The organism is Bifidobacterium sp. LH_419 (genome assembly GCF_056356955.1).
The window spans coordinates 193,493-215,549 of sequence record NZ_JBKEVG010000001.1 but is presented as its reverse complement, the minus strand read 5'-3'; the positions used below and the strand labels follow the sequence as shown (position 1 = coordinate 215,549).

Annotated in this window: 23 protein-coding genes and 1 pseudogene; 9 read left to right on the top strand and 15 right to left on the bottom strand. The window is 66.2% G+C overall.

All coding sequences use genetic code 11. The annotated features are described in order from the left end of the window. Window positions 1–221: 221 nt before the first annotated feature. Entirely contained in the window at window positions 222–1,496 is a 1,275-nt protein-coding gene (locus AC1AYX_RS01120) for an MFS transporter (RefSeq protein WP_476501769.1), read from the top strand. A 23-nt stretch (window positions 1,497–1,519) separates the two neighbouring features. Here AC1AYX_RS01120 and AC1AYX_RS01115 read toward each other — a convergent pair whose 3' ends face one another. After that, window positions 1,520–2,068: an aminoacyl-tRNA deacylase gene (locus AC1AYX_RS01115; RefSeq protein ID WP_476501768.1), complete on the bottom strand. Its 549-nt coding sequence runs from the start codon at window positions 2,066–2,068 to the stop codon at window positions 1,520–1,522. 186 nt (window positions 2,069–2,254) lie between these two features. Here AC1AYX_RS01115 and AC1AYX_RS01110 point away from each other — a divergent pair, with 186 nt between their 5' ends. From AC1AYX_RS01110 to AC1AYX_RS01095, 4 genes are all read left to right on the top strand, one after another. Then, entirely contained in the window at window positions 2,255–3,040 is a 786-nt protein-coding gene (locus AC1AYX_RS01110; RefSeq protein ID WP_476501767.1) for a methyltransferase domain-containing protein, read from the top strand. 53 nt (window positions 3,041–3,093) lie between these two features. Beyond that, window positions 3,094–4,059 carry an L-lactate dehydrogenase gene (locus tag AC1AYX_RS01105; protein ID WP_476501766.1) on the top strand — a complete coding sequence of 322 codons (966 nt, stop codon included), beginning with the start codon at window positions 3,094–3,096 and terminating at the stop codon, window positions 4,057–4,059. Between the two features lie 267 nt (window positions 4,060–4,326). Continuing rightward, the gene (locus AC1AYX_RS01100; RefSeq protein WP_476501765.1) at window positions 4,327–5,658 is read left to right on the top strand and encodes an MFS transporter; all 1,332 of its coding nucleotides are present in this window, start codon (window positions 4,327–4,329) and stop codon (window positions 5,656–5,658) included. 23 nt (window positions 5,659–5,681) lie between these two features. Then, window positions 5,682–6,350: a GNAT family N-acetyltransferase gene (locus AC1AYX_RS01095; RefSeq protein WP_476501764.1), complete on the top strand. Its 669-nt coding sequence runs from the start codon at window positions 5,682–5,684 to the stop codon at window positions 6,348–6,350. A gap of 51 nt (window positions 6,351–6,401) precedes the next feature. Here the strand turns inward: AC1AYX_RS01095 and AC1AYX_RS01090 are convergent, their stop codons facing one another. Continuing rightward, window positions 6,402–7,076: a sugar O-acetyltransferase gene (locus tag AC1AYX_RS01090; RefSeq protein WP_476501763.1), complete on the bottom strand. Its 675-nt coding sequence runs from the start codon at window positions 7,074–7,076 to the stop codon at window positions 6,402–6,404. A 112-nt stretch (window positions 7,077–7,188) separates the two neighbouring features. Between AC1AYX_RS01090 and AC1AYX_RS01085 the strand changes: the two genes are divergently transcribed. Then, window positions 7,189–7,956, top strand: a complete 768-nt coding sequence (locus AC1AYX_RS01085; protein WP_476501762.1) for a potassium channel family protein — start codon at window positions 7,189–7,191, stop codon at window positions 7,954–7,956. 131 nt (window positions 7,957–8,087) lie between these two features. On the opposite strand, the gene AC1AYX_RS01080 is transcribed toward AC1AYX_RS01085, so the two are convergent. Further along, the gene (locus AC1AYX_RS01080; RefSeq protein WP_476501761.1) at window positions 8,088–8,612 is read right to left on the bottom strand and encodes an NAD(P)H-dependent oxidoreductase; all 525 of its coding nucleotides are present in this window, start codon (window positions 8,610–8,612) and stop codon (window positions 8,088–8,090) included. Window positions 8,613–8,841: 229 nt separating this feature from the next. Here AC1AYX_RS01080 and AC1AYX_RS01075 point away from each other — a divergent pair, with 229 nt between their 5' ends. Then, the gene (locus AC1AYX_RS01075; RefSeq protein ID WP_476501760.1) at window positions 8,842–10,239 is read left to right on the top strand and encodes an MFS transporter; all 1,398 of its coding nucleotides are present in this window, start codon (window positions 8,842–8,844) and stop codon (window positions 10,237–10,239) included. Here AC1AYX_RS01075 and AC1AYX_RS01070 read toward each other — a convergent pair. From AC1AYX_RS01070 to AC1AYX_RS01055, 4 genes are all read right to left on the bottom strand, one after another. Further along, window positions 10,207–11,577 (bottom strand): ATP-binding protein, encoded by a 1,371-nt coding sequence (locus tag AC1AYX_RS01070; RefSeq protein WP_476501759.1) that lies wholly within the window; start codon window positions 11,575–11,577, stop codon window positions 10,207–10,209. The two genes, AC1AYX_RS01075 and AC1AYX_RS01070, sit on opposite strands and share 33 nt — an antisense overlap. Beyond that, window positions 11,574–12,269, bottom strand: a complete 696-nt coding sequence (locus AC1AYX_RS01065) for a LytR/AlgR family response regulator transcription factor (RefSeq protein WP_476501758.1) — start codon at window positions 12,267–12,269, stop codon at window positions 11,574–11,576. Before AC1AYX_RS01065 ends, AC1AYX_RS01070 begins: the two co-directional genes overlap by 4 nt. 114 nt (window positions 12,270–12,383) lie before the next feature. Beyond that, a complete protein-coding gene (locus AC1AYX_RS01060; protein ID WP_476501757.1) occupies window positions 12,384–12,908 on the bottom strand; it encodes an NAD(P)H-dependent oxidoreductase in 525 nt (174 codons plus the stop codon). 97 nt (window positions 12,909–13,005) lie between these two features. Then, window positions 13,006–13,482, bottom strand: a complete 477-nt coding sequence (locus AC1AYX_RS01055; RefSeq protein WP_476501756.1) for a GNAT family N-acetyltransferase — start codon at window positions 13,480–13,482, stop codon at window positions 13,006–13,008. 142 nt (window positions 13,483–13,624) lie between these two features. On the opposite strand from AC1AYX_RS01055, the gene AC1AYX_RS01050 reads away from it, so the two are divergent. Next, complete coding sequence (locus AC1AYX_RS01050) at window positions 13,625–14,104, top strand: flavodoxin (RefSeq protein WP_476501755.1); 480 nt, start codon at window positions 13,625–13,627, stop codon at window positions 14,102–14,104. 6 nt (window positions 14,105–14,110) lie between these two features. On the opposite strand, the gene AC1AYX_RS01045 is transcribed toward AC1AYX_RS01050, so the two are convergent. The 5 genes from AC1AYX_RS01045 to AC1AYX_RS01025 form a co-directional block, all read right to left on the bottom strand. Continuing rightward, on the bottom strand, window positions 14,111–15,259 hold the full coding sequence (locus tag AC1AYX_RS01045) for a type II toxin-antitoxin system HipA family toxin (protein ID WP_476501754.1): 1,149 nt from the start codon (window positions 15,257–15,259) through the stop codon (window positions 14,111–14,113). Next, window positions 15,256–15,555 carry a helix-turn-helix domain-containing protein gene (locus AC1AYX_RS01040; RefSeq protein WP_476501753.1) on the bottom strand — a complete coding sequence of 100 codons (300 nt, stop codon included), beginning with the start codon at window positions 15,553–15,555 and terminating at the stop codon, window positions 15,256–15,258. Before AC1AYX_RS01040 ends, AC1AYX_RS01045 begins: the two co-directional genes overlap by 4 nt. A 110-nt stretch (window positions 15,556–15,665) precedes the next feature. Beyond that, window positions 15,666–16,760, bottom strand: a complete 1,095-nt coding sequence (locus AC1AYX_RS01035; protein WP_476501752.1) for an aldo/keto reductase — start codon at window positions 16,758–16,760, stop codon at window positions 15,666–15,668. A gap of 73 nt (window positions 16,761–16,833) precedes the next feature. Next, on the bottom strand, window positions 16,834–17,418 hold the full coding sequence (locus AC1AYX_RS01030; protein ID WP_476501751.1) for a sugar O-acetyltransferase: 585 nt from the start codon (window positions 17,416–17,418) through the stop codon (window positions 16,834–16,836). A gap of 108 nt (window positions 17,419–17,526) precedes the next feature. Continuing rightward, complete coding sequence (locus AC1AYX_RS01025; protein WP_476501750.1) at window positions 17,527–18,393, bottom strand: hypothetical protein; 867 nt, start codon at window positions 18,391–18,393, stop codon at window positions 17,527–17,529. Window positions 18,394–18,516: 123 nt separating this feature from the next. On the opposite strand from AC1AYX_RS01025, the pseudogene AC1AYX_RS01020 reads away from it, so the two are divergent. Then, window positions 18,517–18,915, top strand: a pseudogene (locus tag AC1AYX_RS01020) (cupin domain-containing protein). A gap of 25 nt (window positions 18,916–18,940) precedes the next feature. Here AC1AYX_RS01020 and AC1AYX_RS01015 read toward each other — a convergent pair. The 3 genes from AC1AYX_RS01015 to AC1AYX_RS01005 all read right to left on the bottom strand — a co-directional run bounded on the left by AC1AYX_RS01015 (window position 18,941) and on the right by AC1AYX_RS01005 (window position 22,051). Further along, entirely contained in the window at window positions 18,941–19,801 is an 861-nt protein-coding gene (locus AC1AYX_RS01015) for a LysR family transcriptional regulator (RefSeq protein ID WP_476501749.1), read from the bottom strand. Window positions 19,802–19,884: 83 nt separating this feature from the next. Then, window positions 19,885–21,273, bottom strand: coding sequence for an MDR family MFS transporter (locus AC1AYX_RS01010; RefSeq protein WP_476501748.1), 1,389 nt, complete (start codon window positions 21,271–21,273; stop codon window positions 19,885–19,887). A 178-nt stretch (window positions 21,274–21,451) separates the two neighbouring features. Then, a complete protein-coding gene (locus AC1AYX_RS01005; protein WP_476501747.1) occupies window positions 21,452–22,051 on the bottom strand; it encodes a TetR/AcrR family transcriptional regulator in 600 nt (199 codons plus the stop codon). Window positions 22,052–22,057 lie beyond the last annotated feature (6 nt).

Here is a 22,057-nt window from a genome sequence, read left to right as displayed (position 1 = left end):
ACGTTCCCAACATCCCACGCGCCGTACCATATCCTACGCGATAACCGATATGACATTCCGATCCATAGCGTAAGGAGAGAACGACGACCACCTCATCGACCGTTTCATCGCCAGCCCCATCGACTTCGTCGCCCGCGCTTGCGGACGACCGCACGCGGGCCATCGCCCGTTCTGCACCGTTCGCCACGGCCGCCGCGTCCATCGCCTCGTTCCTCGTCGGCATGGACGTGCTCATCGTCAACGTGGCGTTGCCCACCATCAGCCGAGACCTCGGCGGCGACATGGCCGTCCAGCAGTGGGTGGTCGACGGCTACAGCCTCCTGTTTGCCGCGCTCCTTCTCCTATGCGGCAACCTCGCCGACCGGTGGGGCGCCAAGCGCGTGTTCGTCTGCGGCGCCGCCCTGTTCACCGCCGCGTCCCTGTTCAGCTCGTTCGCATGGTCGATGGGCGCGCTCGTCTTCGGCCGATGCCTGCTCGGAGTCGCCTCCGCGCTGATCCTGCCCGCATCCATGTCGCTCATCAACGAGACGAGCCCCGATCCGAAGCGGCGCGCCTGGGCGCTCGCCCTGTGGGGTGCGGGCGGCGCGAGCGCGTCGGCCGTGGGGCCGCTGCTCGGGGGTCTGCTCACGCCAATCCACTGGAGTCTTGTGTTCGCAATCAACGTGCCGTTCTGCCTGCTGGTCCTCGGCCTGTGCGCGCGCGTCGCGCCCTCGCCTCGGCGCGCCAAGCGGTTCGACTGGGTGGGGCAGTCGCTCGCATTGTCCGGCCTCGTCATCCTCATCGCCGGCGTCATCGAGATCGGCGCCCTCGGCGTCGCCTCGCCACTCGCATGGACGCTCGTCGCCGTCGGCGCGGTCCTGCTCGTCGCGTTCGTCCGCTCCCAGGCGAAGGTCCGCACGCCCATGATGCCGTTGGATCTGTTCCGCGTGCGCGGCATGCAGGTCGCGCTGCTCATCGGATTCGTCATGATCTTCAACTGGTACGGCATGGTGTTCATCTGCACGCTGTTCCTGCAGAACGGGCTCGGCTTGGGCGCCTTCGCCGCGGGACTCGTGTTCGTGCCGTCCGCGTTCGTCACCATCGCCGGCAACCTCGCCGGCGGCCGCATCATCACCGCACGCGGATCGAAGTTCTCGATCACGCTGGGGCTCGCGATCATGATCGCCGGATTCCTGTTCGAATTTCTCTACCCGTCGCCGATTCCCGTATGGGCGATTGCCACGGGGCTGAGCGTCGTCGGGTTCGGCGCGGCCATCACCACGCCGGCGGCTGCGGGCGTGGTGCTCAAGAGCGTCGATCCCGCGCAGGCCGGCATCGCCTCCGCCATGTTCAACACGTTCCGTCAGGTCGGCGGCGCGGTCGGCGTGGCCGTGTTCGGCGTCATCGCCACGTTCCTGCCCTCGCTCACCATGGCCCTGCGCGCCGTGTTCCTCGCCTCCGCCCTCCTGCTCGCCCTCATCCTCGCCTTCGAACTCCTGCGCTGGCGCGACCGCTGACGTACGGCAGGGGCGCCCGGTCGTCACTCCGCCCTCTCCATGGCGAGATAATCGTCGAGCATCTGTTCGTACATATCGTTCCGGAGCTCTTTCGGATCCGGCATATGCGGAAGGAACTCGGCGCCGTCGAAATATCCGGCGATGTCGTTGCACGCGATGATGAGCCGAGGGGCGATGGACAGCGTGTGATGCGCGTCACCGGCACCGCAGTACACACGATCGTGGGCGAGCAGTCGCCGATCGAAGAACATGCGCACGTCGCCGAGGAACAGCGGCCCTACGACGCCCGCGTCGTATCCTGTGTGCTTTCGGACCGATTCCCGCGATGCAAGATGGATCTGCCGCAGTCCCAGCGCACGGCCCAGCGGACGCCATCTGAGATGGCCGACGGCCGACGCGACCACGGCGAACACGCCTTCCTTCGATTCCACGATGTACGTCGCCGCCGCGCGATTGATGTCGAAGACCTCTGCCCCGGACTTCAGATCGACAATCGCCGTTTCATGCCTGATGAGCTCCGCCTCATCGGCATGTTCCTTCACGAATCCGCGAATCCGCTCGTATCCATTCATATGCCTGCTCTTTTCCGCATAGTCTCTTTCGGCATCCTACAACGGCCGGCAACGGCGGTCATGAACCGTACGGCGACGTAAGGAGGATCCGCCGATGGGCGGAGGGATCTCCGATGCGGCCGCGTCATGTTCGCGATGCGGACGCATCTGCGGACCGTATGCGTCCGCATCGCTAGCGTGAATCGCATGGTCGTATGGGATTCGGAACAGTATCTGCGATTCAGGACGGAACGCACGCAGCCGTCACATGATCTGGCGATGCAGCTGCCGCCGGACGACGGGACGGTCACACGCCTCATCGACATCGGCTGCGGACCGGGCAACAGCACCGCCGTGTTGCGCGAACGCTACCCGCACGCCGCGATCCTCGGCGTGGACAGTTCGCCCGAGATGATCGCCGCCGCCCGCGAAGCACACCCCGACATCGACTTCGCCCTGTGCGACATGTCCAAGACGGACGAGGTCGCCGCCCTGCCCCACGACTTCGACGTGGTCTTCTCCAACGCGTGCATCCAATGGGTGCCCGACCACCCGCGCCTCATCCCCGCCATGCTCGGCCTGCTGAAGGAGGGCGGCACGCTCGCCGTGCAGACGCCGATGAACTACGAGGAGCCCATCCACCGCATCATCGGCGAACTCGTGCACTCGCCGGCGTACGCGGACCGGCTCCCGCAGGCCCGCGAGTTCTTCAACCTCACGCCGCCCGAATACTGGGAGCTTCTGCACGCGCACGCCGCGCGTTTCCGCATGTGGACGACCACCTACATGCACACCCTGCCCTCGCACGAGGCCATCATGGACTGGTACCGCGGCACCGGACTGCGCCCCTATCTGCAGGCGCTCCGCGACGAGCACGGACGGGCCGCCTTCGAACACGAGGTGCTCGCCCGCGTGCGCGAGGCATATCCGCCCCGATCCGACGGCAGCATCATCTTCCCGTTCCCCCGGTTCTTCTTCACCGCCGTCAGGTGAGTCGGGAACGGCATCGTCACGACATTCCAGGAGGAAAAGGAGAACCCGGCATCATGGTCACATCGAACAGGAGCCGCGTGGTCGTCGTCGGCGCGGGCAGCGTCGGTGCGGCGGTGGCGAGCGCCATCGTCCAACAAGGGTTGTGCAACGAGCTTGTGCTCGTCAACCATCATCCGGAGAAGGCCGAGGGACTGGCCATGGACCTGGCCGACGGATCCGAGTTCCTCGGCAGGTTCGTGACGATCCGCGCGGGCGGCTGGGAGGACTGCCGTCGCGCCGACGTGGTCGTTGTCACCGCCGGGCCGAAGCCGAAACCGGGGGAGACGCGCATGCAGGAGCTCGGCGCCGCCATCGATATCGTCGACCCGATTCTGCGCCATATCAGGGATTCCGGGTTCGACGGCATCCTCATCATGGTGTCGAACCCGGTCGACGTGCTCAGCTGGTTCGCGTGGAGACGCACCGGACTGCCGCGCGCGCAGGTGCTCGGCTCCGGGGCGGCGCTCGACACGTCGCGCATGAAGACGATCATCGGCGAGACCACGCGCCTCGACCCGCGTCTCGTCTCCGGCTACGTGATCGGCGAACACGGCGACAGCCAGTTCGTGCCGTGGTCCACGGTCTCGTTCATCGGCAAATCGTTCGCGCAGTACCTGGAGGACAACCGTTCGCGCTATCCGGACGTCACGCTCGCCGGCATCGAGGAGGAGACGCGCCGCCGCGGACTGGACATCAAGGGTCTGCGCGGCGGCACCAGCTACGGCATCGCCGCCACGGTCGCGGGGCTCGTGCGCATGATTCTGTGGAACGAGCGCGGCGTCGTATCCGTGTCCACGCTCATCGACGGCGAATACGAGTACGGCGAGCATGACGTGTTCCTCTCCCTGCCCGTCGCGCTCGACGGCGACGGCGTGGGCGACTTCGTCGACCTGCACCTGAGCGACGAGGAGCTCGCGAGGTTCCATAGGTCCGCCGCCGTGGTGCGCGACCACTGCCGTCTCATCGCCGACCGGCTGTAGGCGGATGCGGGCGACTGTAGCGTAGACCGGCGTTGTCGGCGAATCCGGCTAACGTCTGGAACCATGTGTTCCCTGTGTTGCGCCTCGTCGCCGGACAACAACGCCCCGGTGTACGCGCCCGGCTTCATCTGACATGCGGGCCGGCACGCCGCCGCCGCACCGTCCGCGACGGACGGTCGGCACGGCATGCCGGTTCGACCGTACGCATGCCATGCACGGCACGGAACGAACGGACCGTGCGGAACGATGAAGTGAAGGAACACCCGTATGCCCGATACCCTTGAACCGACCATGCCCTTCGAGCCGGAGACCGATCCGCGCGAGCTCGGCTGGACGCGTCGCGTCGCCCTGCTGCTCACCGGACAGGCGTTCTCCCTGCTCGGCTCCAACATCGTGCAGTACGCCCTCTGGTGGTGGATCGTACTGCAGGAGAAAAGCGGCTGGTCCATGCTGCTCGCCACCCTGTTCGGCGTCATGCCGCAATCCCTCGTGTCGATCTTCGGCGGGTCGATGGCCGATCGCTACCGGCGCAAGCCGCTCATCATGCTGCCCGACCTCATCATCGCCGGCGTCACCGTCATGCTGTCGTTCGCCTTCGCGCACGGTTGGGCGAACCTGGCCATCCTGTTCGTCGTCCTGTTCATCCGTTCGGCCGGCGGCGGCGTGCAGGCACCCGCCATCCAATCGTTCATCCCCGACATCACGCCGGCCGGCGGACTGCTGCGCGTCAACTCGATCTACGGCATGATCAACTCGGCCAACATGCTCGTCGCGCCCGCCATCGCCGCCGTGCTCATCAACGTGATGCCCCTATGGTCGATCCTGCTCATCGACGTGACGACCGCGGTCATCGGCGTCGGCTTCGTCGCGCTCATCCGCGTGCCGGAACGCCGAGGAGGAGCCGTCGCGGCACCGGTGCCGGTCGCGGGCGTCGCGGCGGACAACGCGCTCGTCTCCGGCCTTCGCCGTGCGTTCGCCGACCTCAAGGCCGGCCTCGCCTACACGATGCGGCAGCCCCGTCTCAAAGGCGTGGTGCTCGGCGATGCACTCACCTGTTTCGTGGCGGTCGCGCCGATGAACCTGACGCTCCTGCTCATGACCCGCGAATACGATGGGCTGGACTTGGACCTCGGGTTCGTGAACCTCACGACCGCCTCCGACAAGCTCGCCGCCAACGAGCTGAGCTGGAGCGCCGGCATGCTGCTCGGCGGCCTCATCATGTCCACCATCGGCGTGAAGGTCATCCGCGACAACATGCGCGTGGCCGCGCACGCGATCGCCGCGGTCGGCATCACAATCGTCGGCCTCGGGCTCGCCCCCGGACTGCTCGCCTACCTCGTCATCAACATCCTGTGCGGCATCGCCTGGGGCATGTGCGCCGCGCCGATGCGCACCGTCATGCAATCCGAATCCGATCCATCGATGGTCGGCCGTGTCTTCGGCCTCGACACGACGCTCGCCACGCTCGGCATGCCGCTCGGCATGCTGGTTTTCGCTCCGCTCGCTGACCTGATCCCAATCGCGTGGGTGTTCATTGCCAGCGGCCTGCTCGCCCTGCCCGTCGCCTGGTACGTGCTCCGACAGACGCGCGTCCGGTGAATGGGAGAATGGAACGTATGCATATGGACGATTCCGGAGATTCCGCGGCATCCGCAGCCTCGGCGGCCGGCGTGATATTGCGGCCGCTGCGACACGACGACTGTCCGGCGCTCGTCGCGATGATGCGCCGCATGTGGTACGCCGACCCCGCGATGGACGGGCGCTGTGCGCGACGCCTCGCGACCATCGACCTGCACCACTGCCTGTCATGCTCGACCATCGCGACCGTCGCCGTGCGAGGCGACAGGGTCGTGGGCGTGATCCTGGCGCGCGTCGACGCGAAGATGCCGCGTCCGCGGTCCACGCCGTTCGACCGTCACGCCCGACGCGTGATCCGTGAATCGCTGCCGTTACCGTTCACGGCGGACGGCCGACGCGGCATCCGCGACGCACTCGACCTGATCGCCGTCGACCGACGGCTGATGCGCGGGCTCAGGACGCGCTACGACGCGGAGGTGGTGCTGTTCCTCGTCGACGAGCGGACGCGCGGCAGGGGAGTGGGACGCCTGTTGTTCGACCATGCGGTCGGACGATTCCACGCCGACGGCGCACGCCGGTATTTCCTGTTCACCGACACCACGTGCGATGTGGGCTTCTACGACCATCGCGGACTGACCCGCATCCGCGAGGAATGCCGGGAACATACGGACGGCGCTTCCGGCACGTACTATCTCTACGAAGGCGAGGTATGAGGGACACGAGTGGCGGGAAGCCGTCGCCTCCATACCCGTCGCCCGCGTCGGTCACTCGTTCCGTGCGGCGTCGCGTGCGGCGATGCGCTCGCAGAACCCGGTCCTGTCGGCCTCGGTGATCGGGCGGATGACGCGCGCCGGATTGCCGACGGCGACCACGCCGGCCGGGATGTCCTTCGTGACGACCGAGCCGGCGCCGATCACCGAACCACGTCCGATGGTCACGCCGCCGAGCACGGTCACGTGGCCGCCCAGCCATACTCCGTCCTCGATGCGAATCGGCTTCGCCCGGCAGGCCCCCGCCTTGCGCTCCTCGAAATCGAGCGCATGGTTGGTGGCGAACAGGCCCACCATCGGCGCGATCCACACGTAGTCGCCGATCACGATCGGCGCGTTGTCGAGCATCACGCAGTCGAAGTTGACGTAGGCGTGCGAGCCGATCGTGATGTTGCGGCCCATCTCGCAGCGGAAGTTCGGTTCGATGAACACGTCCTCGCCGACCGAGGCGAACAATCGCTCCATGAGTTCGCGGCGGCGTTCCACATCCTCGTAGTCGGTGCGGTTGTAGGCGACGAACAGCCGCTTCGCCTCCGCGCGCTTGCGTTCGATCTCCGGATGGGAGTCCTCGTAGACCTCGCCGGAGACCATGCGGTCCCATTCGACGCGACCCTCCGGCGTAAGATCCGCGGTGACGTCGTAGTCGTTGCCCTGTGCGTCCCTGGTCATATCCCTGAAGCTCCTTCGCTCGGTTTTATGTACGTTCGTACATTATATGGCGTCGATGCGCACCCGGCCGGCTCCGGCATGTGACCGGCGCTCCGACCGGTAGAATCGTCGCATGGATCTCAAGGCATGGAAGCATTGGACGGACTGGCCGCTGATGGTACTGTCCGTCATGTTCCTCGTCGCCTACTCGTGGGAGATTCTCGCCGGCACGCACATCCTCCTGTGCGAGACCGTCATCAACGCGATTTGGATCATGTTCGTCGTCGACTACGCCGTCTCGCTGTGGCTCGCCGAAGACCGGTGGCGATGGTTCACGCGCAACCTGTTCGCCCTCGCGACCATCGCGCTACCCATGCTGCGCCCGTTGCGGCTGCTGCGCCTGCTCACCGTGCTGCACGTGCTCAACCGCACCTCCGGCATGGCGGTGCGCGGCCGCATCGCCGTCTACGCGTTCGGCGCCGTCGGCATGCTCATGTACGTGGGCGCGCTCGCCGTCTACTCGGTGGAGCGCGGGGCTCCCGGCGCGACGATCGACAGGTTCGGCACGGCCCTGTGGTGGGCGTTCGTCACCGTCACCACCGTCGGCTACGGCGACGTGTCGCCGGTCACGTTCCAAGGCAAGCTCATCGCGGTCGCGCTGATGTTCGCCGGCATCGCGCTGATCGGCATCGTCACCGCCACGCTCGCCTCATGGATCGTCGACCAGGTCAACTTCGAGGCGCACCGGCGCGAAACGGAAAGCCGGAAAGTCGGGAATGCGGATGTGACGGTGACGGCGACGGACTCCGCCGAAGAGCTGCGCGCGCTGCGCGAACAGGTGCGCGAGCTCGCCGTGGCCGTCGCCGCCCTGCGCGAGGAGCTCGCGTCGCGCGACCGGTAGATGCGTCGCGGCCATGCGGCGACACGGTCCGTCGTGGACTGGGGATTGGGGACGACGGCCTCTCGACGCGAAACGGCTCTCATGGGCGGACCATGAGAGCCGTTCTTTGCTATGGAATCATTCGATTGACGTTATTTGGCCAGGAACGCCTTGTAGTCCGCGACGGCCTTGGCCAGCGCCTCGTCGGTGATGCCGAAGGAGGCGAAGGTGACGAACGGCTTGACCCACGTGGCGTTGATGTGGTTGGCCGTGCCCTCGAACGGGACGAGCACCTGTTCGATGGTGAACTTGTTGTCGCCCTCCGGCTGGTACTTCGACTCCGGGGAGCCGGTGGAGACGGCGACGGCGAACTCCTTGCCTTCGAATGCGTGGCCTTCGGAGCCGTACGCCCAGCCGTGCTCGAGCACCTCGTCCTCCCACTCCTTGAGCAGGGCGGGGGAGGAGAACCAGAACAGCGGGAACTGGAACACGACGCGGTCGGCGGCCTCGACCGCTGCCTGCTCGGCCTTCACGTCGATCCCGCCGTCCGGGTAGAGCGCGTATTCGTCGCGCACGGTCACATTGTCCAGTCCGCCGGCGGCCTCGGCGAGCGCCTTGTTGACGTGGGACTGTCCGTTCAGGGACGGGTGGAACACGAGGACCAAGGTCTTCTTCATATGTTGTCTCCTTGTTGGCATGGCTCGCTTCGCGATATCTCGAAACGAGAGGTCTATGTCTTTTCTACCATGTTCGCCCGCGACACGCCGTGACGGGGGTCGAATACGTTCCAGGCGAACGGGCCTATGCGGGCGAACGGGCCTATGCCGCCGATAAGGTCGACGAAGCCAGGGGCTGATCAATCGCAGCTGCGGCATGTCCGCACCCGGTGGGCATGATATGCCGCGTATGTCTCAATATCTTTCGGAAGAAACAATCGAAGAAGAAACAATCGCAACGACAACCGAAGACACAGCCGACCGGTCCGAACGCGGGTGGATACGCCGCGCCGCGCTGCTGCTCACCGGCCAGGCGTTCTCGTTGCTCGGCTCCAGCGTCGTCCAGTTCGCCATCTGGTGGTGGATCGTCCTGCAGGCGCGCACCGGTTCGGCCATGCTGTTGGCCACGCTGTTCGGCGTCCTGCCGCAGGCGCTCGTCTCCATATTCGGCGGGCCGATGGCCGACCGCTACAATCGCAAGGCGCTGATCATCCTGCCCGACCTCGTCATCGCCGCCGTCACCGTGGTGCTGTCCATCGCGTTCGCGACCGGCTGGGCGAGCCTGTCGCTGATCTTCGTGGTGCTGCTCGTCCGTTCCGCCGGGGGCGGCATCCAGGAGCCCGCCGTGCAGTCGTTCATCCCGGACATCGTCCCGGAGAAGGGGCTGCTGCGCGTCAACTCGATATTCGGCGTCATCGACTCGGCGAACCGCATCGCGGCGCCGGCGATCGCCGCCGTGCTCGTCAACGTGGCGCCGCTGTGGTCGATCCTGCTGGTCGACGTGACGACCGCGGTCATCGGCGTCGGCTTCGTCGCCCTGATCCGCATGCCGGCGAAGCGCCGTCCGGCGGAGTCCGGCGGCGACGCGACCGCCGTGGCGAGGTCGGGGGAGACGGCGGACCCGCTGCCGCTCATCGTGCTGCGCCGCACGTTCGCCGACCTCAAGGCCGGTCTCGCCTATACGATGCGCCACCCGTACCTGAAGGGCGCGGTGTTGGGCGATGCGCTCACCTGCTTCATGTCGGTCGCGCCGATGAACCTGACGCTGCTGCTCATGACCCGCGAATACGATGGGCGGGATCTGAACCTCGGGTTCGTGAACCTCACGACCGCCTCCGACAAGCTCGCCGCCAACGAACTGGGCCTGAGCGTCGGCCTGCTGCTCGGCGGCGCGCTCATGTCCGCGATCGGGCCCAGACTGCTGGGCGGCGCGCTCGCCCGGATGCGTGCGATCGCATTCGGCATCGCCATGGTCGGCGTCACCGTCGTCGGTCTCGGCCTCGCGCCGAACCTGCTCGCCTATCTGGTCGTCGACGTGCTGAACGGCGTCGCCTCCGCGGTCTGCGTCGGCCCGATGCGCACGATCATGCAATCCGAATCCGACGAGTCGATGACCGGCCGTGTCTTCGGCCTCGACACGATGCTCTCCACGCTCGGCATGCCGCTCGGCATGCTCGTGTTCGCGCCGCTCGCCGACCTGATCCCGATCGTATGGGTGTTCGTCGCCGGCGGACTGCTCACCCTGCCCGTCGCCTGGTACGTGCTCGGGCTGTCGTCAGTCCGCGTCGTCCGGCCGCGCGTCGCGTGACCGTTCCGCCGGCGGCGCGGGAAGCAGGATGTTCAGGTCGAAGACGCCGTCGTCGGCGTCGATGACCATGTCGCCTCCCAGCCGTTCGACGGTCATGCGCATGCTGGCGATCCCGTAGCCGTGCGCCGAAGCGCCGTCGGAGTCGTCGGAGCCGTTCCCGGAGGCCACGGGCGTGCCGTCCTCGTCGAAACGGATGTCCCGGCAGTAGTTGGAGACGTGGATGTTGACCAGGTCGGCGCGGCGCACGACGGTCAGCCGGACCACCTTGCGTTCGGGGTCGTCCAGCCGTCCTGCCGCCTCGACCGCGTTGTCGAGCGCATTGCCGAACAGCGAGTAGACGTCCCGGTCGTCCATCCACGCCACGCCGTCCGCGCCGGCCATATACGTGAACCGGATGCCTTGGCGCGCCGCCTCGCGGCCCGTCTGTGCGAGCACGACGTCCAGCGCCGGGATTCCGGTGCCCGCGATGCGGTCGCGATCTTCGACGGCGTCGGCGATCTCGTCGATGACCGCATCGTATGCCGTCGCGCCCGGGACGCGCAGACGGGCCAACTGTCGTGTGAGATCGTCGCGGCGGACGTCCGCCGTCTCGAGCACATCCCTGAGCCGCGTGTAATGGTCGGCGCGCATGTCGTCCATCCGCCGTACGAACGCCGGCTCGTCATCGGGCGTCCGATCGCGCACGACCTCGCCGAACAAAGCCAGGACGATCATGCCAGCGAGCGCGGAGACGGCGGAACCCATGAACCATGCGGCCGAACCCGGGCTGACGGCATACGCGCAGGAGCCCAGTCCGACGGCGGCCAACGGCACGGCCGCGGCCAGGAACGCCGTCGACGCGGCGGACGACGGGCCGATCCTCGACATGTCCAGCGGGCGGACGAACCATCGCCAGGCCGCGGCGTACGCCGCGACGAACACCAGCACGCGCATGGCCTCCCCGGCACCCCATGAGGCGAGCCACGGGGCGGACCACCGTCCGGCGAGCAGCATCCGAACCGGATGCAGCATGCCCGCCAACGCCGCGACGCCCTGCCGCAGCACGTACCCGCACAGGGCCGTCCCCGCGACCGTACGCCATCCGCAGCGCACCACGGCGCCGAGCGCCACGCAGGACGCCGCGAACATCAGATAATCGCCGACGATCAGACGCGCGAACACGGCCGGCACGGCCGCCGAACATCCCGCCACCGCCAGGCCGAACGCCAGCATCGCCGCCACGGCGCACAACGCGCGGCGCGGCGCATGCTCGCGGCGCGGCAGGCGCCACGCGAACAACGCCTGCGCGGCCAACAATTCGACCGTGACGAGTCCGGGGAACTCCATCCATCCGTTCACAGCGCACCACCCATCGACTCGGCCACGGCCCTCAGAATCTCCCGTCTCTTCGGCATGCTCACCTCGATGCGATGCCCGTCCACATGGATCTCGTTCCCGTCGACGCCGGTGACGTCGTCCACGTTGATCAGATGCCGGCGGCCGCAACGGATGAAACCGCCTTCCGCCAGCAGCTCCTCCGCCTGGGCGAGCGTGCCCCTGACCGTGACGTCGCCGTCGGCGGTGTGATACGTGAGAAGACGGTCCTCCCGCGCCTCCACCAGTGAGATGCGTCCGATCGGCACGAGCCTCAGCACACCCTCCGACATCAGGCACACGGTTTTGGCGCGCCGCCCGCCGATGCGCCGCATCACCCTGCGCATCACCAGCGCGAAGTCGGGGTAATCCACCGGTTCGGCTACGAAATCCAACACGTCGGCCGCATGTCCCGTAACCGTCAGCTGCGTCGAATCCGAGACGAGCACGATGACCGTCGACGGATCGTCCTCCTGGATGGCGTGCGCGGCATCGCCCCCGTCCGCTTCGGCCCCGCCGATGCCGAGGAAGACCGCATCCCACGTCGGATGGTCATGACGCAGCAGCCCGGAGACGTCCGCGAAGCCGGCGACGGCGACGTCCAGGCCATGTTCTCCGGCGAACCGCGAGATGCAGGCACCGAGCCGTCCGCGCGCCTCGGCGTCGTCGTCGACCACGGCGATCGCAGCCATCCCGTCTCCTCCCTCTATCGGTGCCGTTCCCCCATCATCGTACCAGCGGGAACGGGGACGGCGGCGGATCGTGGCCGGGGCGAGGGGATATCAGGGTGGTCAGTCGGCGAGGAACGCCTGGTACCTTCGGCCCGCCTCGGCCAACGCCTCGTCGGACAGTTCCATGGAGTCGAAGACGACGAACGGGTCTCGCCATACGGCGTGCGTGTAGCGGGCCATCATCCGGTAGGGGGAGAGCACCTCGCGCATCGTGGCGCCGTCGTCCTCCTCCACGTATTCGGATTCCGGGCCGCCCGCCGTGGTGGCGACCGCGATCTCCTTACCCTGTAACGCCTCGCCGCCCGGGCCATACGCCCATCCGAACGCGAGCACCTTGTCCTCCCACTCCTTGAGCAGGGCGGGCGCCGAATACCAGTACATCGGGAATTGCAGCACGATGCGGTCATGCGTCTCGACAAGCCGCTGCTCGGCGGCCACGTCGATCACGCCGTCCGGGTACAGCGCATACACGTCGCGCACGGTCACGGCGTCGCCGGGCAGTTCGCGCGCCGCCCCGGCCAACGCCTTGTTCGCGCGCGACGCGCCTTCGAGATCGGGATGGAACACCAGTACCAACGTCCTCATCGGAGCCTCCTTGCAGTATGCGGTAGGGGTATGCATCGACACCTCGCATGATACCCGACGAAAAGCGCGGCCGATCCATGGTCGCCATGGCCGGCCGTCACGCCCGCCACATCATGCCGATGTGGGGGATGCCGTCCTCGAGGAACTCGTCCGACACCTGCGTGAACCCGAGGGCCTCGTACAATCCGCGCGCATACGTCTGCGCCTCGATATGCACCGCGTCCGCGTGCATGCGCTCCCGCGCCACCCTGAGACCTTCGCGCACGATCCGCGTACCCAACCCCTGCCTGCGCCGCGTCGCCAGCACGCGCCCGATCGACGCCTCGGGGAACGTGACGCCCGGGTCGATCACACGGCAATACGCGGCGATGCCATCGGCGTCATGCAGGAACACATGCCAGCAGCGCCGGTCCGCCTCATCCACCTCCTGGTAGGCGCACCGCTGCTCCACCACGAACACCGCCACGCGCACCCGGTAGATCTCATACAACTCCGCCGCGCTCAGTTCCTCGAACCGTTTCACCGTCAACCGCATGCACGCCATCGTAAAGGCCGGCCAGGAACGCGAACCCATGCCCGCGACGCATGACGGGATACCGAACGACACTATTGGCCATCGCGGTGTGGCCGCGGTGTAATACGGAGTAGAGCCACGGACCTTTCATATTCGAGGCTCGTGGAGCGTGGACATAGTCCTCAGAGGGAAGGGAACCATCATGAACAAACGCATGCTCGTCGCCTATTTCTCCGCCACCGGCACCACGCGGGGAGTGGCCGAACGACTCGCGCACGCCATCGGGGCGGATCTGAAGGAGATCGTGCCGGCACAGCCGTACACGGCCGCCGACGTCAACTGGCGCGACTCATCCAGCCGTTCCAGCGTGGAGCACGCGCACCGCGACATGCGACCGGCGCTCGCCGGACCGGTCGACGTGAAGCCCTACGACGTGGTGTTCGTCGGCTACCCGCTGTGGTGGGAGACCGCGCCGCGCATGGTGCGCACGTTCCTTGAAAGCGAGGATTGGTCCGGCAAGACCATCGTGACGTTCGCCACCTCCGGTTCCAGCACGCGCGGCGCCGACGGTGTGCAACTGCATGATTCCGCGCCCGCCGCCCGCTGGGTGCCGGGACGCCGCGTCGCCGCCTCCGAAAGCGAGGCCAAGCTCACCAAGTGGGTCGACGGTCTGAGCCTGTGAATCTGATCAGTCGCGCACGGTGAATCCGGCACCGGCGATGCGCTTCCGCATGTCCTTGGCGATGGACAGGCAGCGGGTGCGCGGGATGCCGGCCTTGACGCCGATGCCGGCCAGGTCGGCGAGCGTGATGCCCCGCCCCTTGCCGTTGACCGCCGTGGTGTGCTCGCCGTTGATGCCGGGGTTCTCGGTCAGATCGTAGGCGGGGGAGAGCCGCCAGACGGCGTGCTCCCGGTCGTACAGGTAGGAGAAGTTCTTCGCGTGGTCGTCACGGTTGCCGATGAACACGTTGAAGCACATGAGCCGGTACATGCGTTCGCATTCCTCGGCGCTGTCGGTCATGCGCATGGTCAGCCGCATGAGCAGTCCGTAATCCAGATTGGCGATGCGATGCGAGGTCTCCAACAGTCCGCCGGCCGATACCTTGTGCACCTTGCGGGTGTTGCCGTCGGCCGGCCGGACACGGTCGAACCGCTTGGTTCCGAAATATCCGGAGCAGCGTTTCGACGGGAACAATCGGGTCTCCGGCATGGTGATGCCACATTCGCGAGCGAGATTCGAAATGCGGTATTCGGTCTCCCCGATGTCGGGTGGATCCACGGATGAGGGGAACTTGATGATCCAATCCTCGTCGTCGATCGTGGTGAGGATCTTCGGGCGGGCGCCGCCGGAAGACCCTCCGAGGGCGAACAGCCGGTCGAGGTCGTCCGAGAAATCGGTGTTCAGCAGATGCAGGCACTCCTGTGCGAGCGCGTCAAGATCGAGTGGATTGGCGCGCTCGTCGTCAATCGTCGTCACGGGCTCGTATTCCAACGCGCCCATACCGCTCGCGCCCACGATCGACAGGCGTGGCAGCAGGCCGACCGTATACGGGTCGATGCCGTGTTGGCGCAGCATCCGGTCGGTGAGCAGACGGCCCCAGCCGTCGGGCATGCTGTCGTCGAAGACTCCGAACATGCCGTCCAACGGGTCCCGTCTGGCGACGAACACACCTTCCCGCAGTGGCAGGCTCAACGGGCTGATGGAGAATCCGTGCGTCAGCCACGTCCGATCGTAGGCGAATGCTAGGGTACGGTTCGGGGACATGGTGAGCGTACCGACCGATTCCCCGGCATATGTGACTCGAATCCGGTCAAGATCCGGCAATGGGTTGGTCATGCGCGGCCTCCGTTCCGTCGTGCGGCTGCGGTGACATCGTCGATGGTCGCATAGTACGGCTGTGCGAACAACGCGTCGAAATCCCGTTCGCAACGCAGTGCGAAGGCGATGTTCACCAGCGAGCCGAAGGAGATCTCATGCGATTGCTCGAACCGCCTGATCGACCCCAAGCTTACGCCGGACTTCTCCGCCAATGCGGCCTGCGTCATGCCGTGCTCCTTGCGCCGTTTGACCATGCGATCGGCGACGCCGGCCATCACGTCGCCCGGCATGGGCTCATCCAGCAAATCAAACATACTCACATATTAGCAATATTCGTTAAAATATACCATATTTACTACTATATGAGTAGTACTTGCATATGTGTCTGTGCCGGTCAACCGGGTCGCAGGCCGCTTTCTGTCCGTCAGTGGTTGGTGAGGGCCTCCTGCGTGGGCTGGTAACGGGCGCCCTCGATGGTGATGGAGTCGAGCGTGCGGTCGATGGCGGCGAGTTCGTCGGACGTGAACGTGACGGCCGCGCCGCCCAGGTTCTGACGTAGACGGTCCACGTGCTTGGTGCCGGGGATCGGCGCGATCCACGGCTTCCGCGCGAGCAGCCAGCCGAGCGCGATCTGCGCGGGCGCCACGCCTTTGGCCCGCGCCAGGGATTCGACGTAGTCGCTCATCGCGATGTTGTGCGCCATATGGTCGGGGGAGAAGCGGGGGATGCGGCTGCGATAGTCGTCGGCGGCGAAGCGCGTGGACGCGGTGAACCGTCCGGCCAGCATCGCCTTGCCGAGCGGACTGAACGGCACCAGTCCGATGCCCAGCTCCTCCAACGTGGGGATCAGTTCCTCCTCGGGTTTCCTCCACCACATCGAATACTCGTTCTGCACGGCTGTCACCGGCGTCACCGCATGCGCCCGACGCACGGTCGCGGGCGCCGCCTCCGACAGACCCCAGTGCAGGATCTTGCCTTCGGCCATGAGCTCGCCCATCACGCCGGCCACATCCTCGATCGGCACCTTCGTATCGACGCGATGCTGGTAGTAGAGATCGATGTGGTCGGTGCGCAGACGCTTCAGCGACCCTTCGACGGCCTTGCGGATTGTCTCGGGACGCGAATCGGTCTGCTGCACGCGGCCCGAGGAATCCAATTGCGCCTCGCTCTCGCCTTCGCCGAATCCGCCGTGCAGGGCGAACCCGAACTTGGTGGCGATGACCACGTCATCACGGAACGGCTCCAACGCCTCGCCCACCAGCTCCTCGTTCGTGAACGGGCCATACACCTCGGCCGTGTCGAAGAGCCGTTCGCCCATCTCATAGGCGGTGCGAATCACACGGATCGACTCGTCGTGCGGCAGGAACGGCGGCCAGCTCATCGTGAACCCCATGCAGCCGAGGCCTATCGCCGAAACCTCCAACGCCGCGGAACCCGTGCCGAGCGTGCGCTTCGGCAGATCGACCGGCGTGATGTCGCCGTAGTCGTCGTTAGCGGACCTGACTGTATTGGTGGACATGATTGTTTCCTTTCCTGAATGATCCCTAATCGCATGTTCCGCCGCAACGTCGCAACGTCACGGCACCGGAACGTCACACGTGTCCGATGACCCTGGCAGGCACCCCGGCGACGATCGCACCCGCCGGCACGTCATGCGTGACGACCGCCCCGGCCCCGACGATCGCGCCGTCGCCGATCGTCACATCCTGCAGCACGATCGCGCCCGCGCCGATCCACACGTGCGCGCCGATACGGATCGGCTTCGAGACGGTCGTCGCCCGCCGCATCGGGTCACGCATGTGGTTGATGGTGATGAGCTGCACGTTCGGTCCCAGGAACGAACCGTCCCCGATCGAAATGCTGCCGCGATCCATCAGCGTGCACCCCCAGTTGACGAACACGTCCCTGCCGACCTCGATGTTCCGGCCGAAATCCGTGTAGAACGGCGGATTAAGACGGAACGACGGGTCAACCGGATGCCCCACGATACGCTCGAACATCGCATGGACCTCGCCCGGCTCGTGATAGCCGCCCGTATTGAGTTCCACGCACAGACGCTTCGTCTCCGTGATGATCGCACCGATGACGGCATACCCCGGTTCGGCGGGGTCGACGGGCTCGCCGCCTCTGTCTCGGGCGAGGATGTCGATTGTGGGGTCGGCCATGACGACACTCATGATTACGGTCCTTTCCACAAGTCGGTCCCATTGAACCGCTGCCGGAAAGAACCAGCCAATAGTGTCGTTCGATACACCCCCATGCCCGCCGGCTATACGGGATGCACGTCACGCGATGAACCGCAGATACGTGCGGTCATCGAACGATTCCAGCCCCGCCGTGAACCCCTTCGTACTCCGAAACTCACGCACAAGCCCCGGATCCTCACGACGCAGACGCCCCAACTCCGCCTCCGACCCCGCCAACGTGGAGCGCAGCAACGGATACCCATCCGACGCAAGCACCACCTCGGCACCCGGCTCCACCGGCACGACACGAATCGGATACTCCGGATCCGTAAACCCATCGAACACGAAATACCCATACTCCCCACGCCGATTAGCGAACTCCGACTGCAACCGCAGAAACGGCATGATCATGTCACGCGCCGGATCGGCCGAAACCGGCGCATCCTCACGTCCGGCAGCATCCGCCCGCAACGCCAACGCCCGCGCGGCGAACGAACGCAACTCCCCAAGCAACTCATCCACACGCTTCAACGTCGGCGTCCGCACCCCATCCACCATGACCTGACAATCACCGAACAACCACACCTCACGCCGAAACACGCTATAGACCACGGCATTCGCCTGAAGACGCTCCCACGGCTCCACCTCGAACACGCGCGAAGACACGTCGCCTGAGGACGAGGACACATCACCATGCACGGCCGCGAACCCCGCATACTCATCACGCAGACAACCATCAAGAATCCGCTGCGCCTCACGCATCGAAGCACCACCGGGCAAACCCGCGATAGCGCTCGCCAGCAGGTCCTTCGCGACCACGCCGCCGCTCGGCTTCCACAGATGCCGCAGACTCTTGCCCGTCACCCCGTCCACCACGGCGGCGAAATCCTCCGTGACGACGAGACTGTCCTCGTTCAACGACTGGTCGGCGTGCTTGCCCCGGCAGAATCGTTCGATGATGCGCATGCCTCCACCATACGCCCGAGGCATGGCCGTGTATGAGGTGACGCTATTGGCGGGAATGCGATGGCGGGCGTGTAATGGACATCGATAACGGCAAGAAAGAAAGACACGAAAGGACGAAACATCATGGAGAACCCGAGCGCCTTCCCGATGGGGGAGCCGAACGACGCATACGCGCAGTACTTCGAAGGCCAGAGCTACCTCGCGCCGCTCGCCGGCGACGGTCAGGTGAACGTCGCGAACGTGACGTTCGAGGCGGGCTGCACGAACCACTGACACATCCACCACGGCGTGTGCCAGGTCCTGCTCGCCGTGGGCGGCCGCGGCTACTACCAGATCGAAGGCCAGAAGCCGGTCGAGCTCAAGCCCGGCGACGTGGCCTATATCCCGCCGGAGACCAAGCACTGGCACGGCGCCTCCCCGAACGAGGCGTTCGCGCATGTCGCCATCATGCCGAAGAAGGAGGGCGCGAGCAACGAATGGCTTGAACCGGTCGACGAGGAGACGTACCGCAACCTCGCCTGAGCCAGCACATCTCCGTCATGCGCCGTCATGTGCGCAGGAATCGGGCGAACGCGCCGGCCGCGGGGGAGGAGACGCCCTGTTTCTTCCACACGAGCACGGAGCTGCTTTCGAACATGGGCGTGAGCGGCACAGCGCGCACGCCCGGATACGAGGCGCCGTAGTCGAGACACAGGTACAGGCCCAACCCGTTCGCCGCCATCGCCGCGCCGTTCGCCGGCAGATTGCACGTGCCGGCGATGACCGTTTTCGAAGCAAGGGAGCCGAACCAGTGCATCACCACGCGTCGCACTGGTTCGCGCGACGGCAGCAGCAGCGGTTCGCCGACGAGATCGGACGGTGTCAATGATTCGCGGGTCTGCAATGGATGCCCGTCGGGTACCATCGCCGCCCAATGGTCGCTGATGCCCGTATGCAGGTATTCGTAGCGTTCGGTGTCCACCGGGTCGGCGAGGAGGCCGAAATCCATGAGTCCCTGTTCGAGCTGGTCCTGGATCACGTCGGCCGTCGTGCTGACCACATGGAACCGCACCGCCGGGTGGGCTTTACGGAATTCGGCCATGCGCCGCGCCAGATACGACATGCCGCCCACTTCGCCGCACCCGGCCGTGATGTCACCAGCCAGCTCACCTGCGGAACGCTTCAGATCGACCTCGGTCTTGTCCGCCAACGAGACGATGGTCTGCGCGCGGTCGCGCAGCAGGCGTCCCTCCTCGGTGAGCGTGATCGCATGCGGCCCGCGTTCGAACAGCGTGACGCCCAACTCCTCCTCCAACTGTTTCAACTGGCGCGACAACGTCGGCTGGGAGATGCGCAGCAATTGCGCCGCCCACGTGATGTTGCCCTCCTCGGCCACCGCGAGGAAGTATTTCAGCACGCGCAGTTCCATGGTTCCGCCCTCCGGTATGGGGATTCGTTCCGGGATTCGTCCGTGATGCCACCAATTGTAGAGGTGCCACGGGCGGCTGCGGTTCAGCGCCGGTCGCGCACGAACAGCGACAACACGAACGCCAGGCACGCCACGACGGTCGCCGTGACGAACACCGCGTCCACGCCGTGCGCGAGACCCACGGCCGCGGAGCCGGCGACGGATGCGGGGCGCGTGTTCGTGGTCATGATGGTGAAGTTGACGGCGATGCCGATCGCCGCGCATGTCTGGCGCAGCGTATTGTTCATCGCCGTGCCGTGCGGCAGCATCGGGCCGGTCAGCTGGTTGAGCGCGGTGGTGGTCAACGGCATCAGGCAGAACGCGACGCCCGCCATCATCAGCGTGAAGAACACGGCCGGCCACCATGCGGGCGTATCCGCATCCATGCGGGAGAGCGCGAACGCGGCGACGGCGACCACGGCGATCGCGGGCGGCGCGATGCGGTGGATGCCCACGCGGTCGAAGAGCCTGCCGGCGACCGGGTTGAACACGCCTTCGGCCACGCCGCCGCCCATGAGCAGCAGGCCGGACTGCAACGCGGTCATCCCCAGCGAATCCTGGATGAACATGGGCAGGATGTTCATCGTCGAGATGAACGTGACGAACACGAGCACGATGACGAGCATCGACAGGGCGAACATCGGCTTGGCGAACACGCGGAAGTCGAGCATGGGCCGCGCCAGATGCAGCTGGCGGTGGATGAACGCGCACAGGGCGACCGTGCCCACGGCGAGCGGGCCAAGCGTCTGCGGCGACGTCCAGCCCTCTTGGCCGGCGAGGCTGAACCCGAGCAGCAGGCCGCCGAATCCGAGCGTCGACAAGGCGATCGAGAACACGTCGATGGTCGGATCGGTGCGCGTGGTCACGTTCCTCACGGTCGGAATCGCGGCGGCGAGCACGACGACGGCGATGACGATCAGCGGCACGAACAGGAAGCGCCACGGCAGGAAGTCGATGATGAGGCCGGACAGGGTGGGGCCCAGGGCCGGAGCGAACGCGATGACCAGGCCGAACCAGCCCATCGCCGCGCCGCGCTTCTCCGGCGGGAACGTGATGAACAGCACGGTCTGCAGGAGCGGCATGAGGATGCCCGCGCCGGTCGCCTGCAGCACGCGGCCGGCGAGCAGCACCCAGAACCCGGGAGCGAACGTGCACACGAGCGTGCCGAACAGGAACATGCCGATCGCGTAGAAGAACAGCTGACGCGTCGTGAACTTCTGGATGAGGAACGCGGTGACCGGGATCATGATGCCGTTGGTGAGCATAAATCCGGTGCTCAGCCATTGCGCCGTGTTGCTCGTCACCCCGAACTCGCGCATGAGATGCGGCAGGGCGGAGGTCATCAGCGTCTGGTTGAGGATGGCGGTGAAGCTGCCGACCATCATCACGATGATCGGGATGATGGAACGTTTCGACGGCGTGCGTCCGGGCATGACGGAATCCATGGGAACCTCGAATCTGTCGGAAAACGGATCCGGCTGATTTCGGTCGTCGCCGCGCGGGAAACGTGGATGCGCGACGCCGTAGCCCCTGCCGGCGTGACAGCCTTAGTGTACCGTCGCGCGGGACATGCGTCGGATTCGTCGCATTCCATTGGCGTCGCCGATCCCGTCAGTTCCGATGATCGTCCTTCAGCGAGTTGATGAGCTGGGCGATGGTGTCCGGCAGGGCGGAGTCCGCGAGCCATGCGACGCTTTCCGGCGTGAACAGCGTCCGCGCCTTGCCGAGCACGCCGAGGATGCCGCTCGTCGCGAACTCCAGCACGACCCGCTGCCCGGGATTGAGCCGCGACTCGTCCAGCCCGAGCACGGACAGCCATACGCCGCCGACGTATGTCTTGAGCTGCGCGGCCAGTCCCGTGGAGCCGTGCGGTCCGGCGATGAGCGCCAGATGGCGGATGCTTGCGAGATGTTCGGGCGAGCCGACGAACTCCAGCGCGTAGTCGCGCAGCATACTGATATCGCCGTCCTGCCGGATGATGTGCGCGATGAATCCGGTCACGCCCGGCTCCTCGTAGATCGCGGCGATCGCGTCGTCGGCGAGTTCGGGGATGTTGGCGTAGTGGTAGTAGAACGCGCTGCGGTTCAGCCCGCTTTCGCGCGTGATGTCGCTGATGGTGATCTGCGCGTACGGCTTCTTCTCCAACAGCGTCCAGAACGCCTCCTGCATCTTTTCCGGCGCCGATCGTTCGGTGGCCTTCGGTCGTGCCATATATCC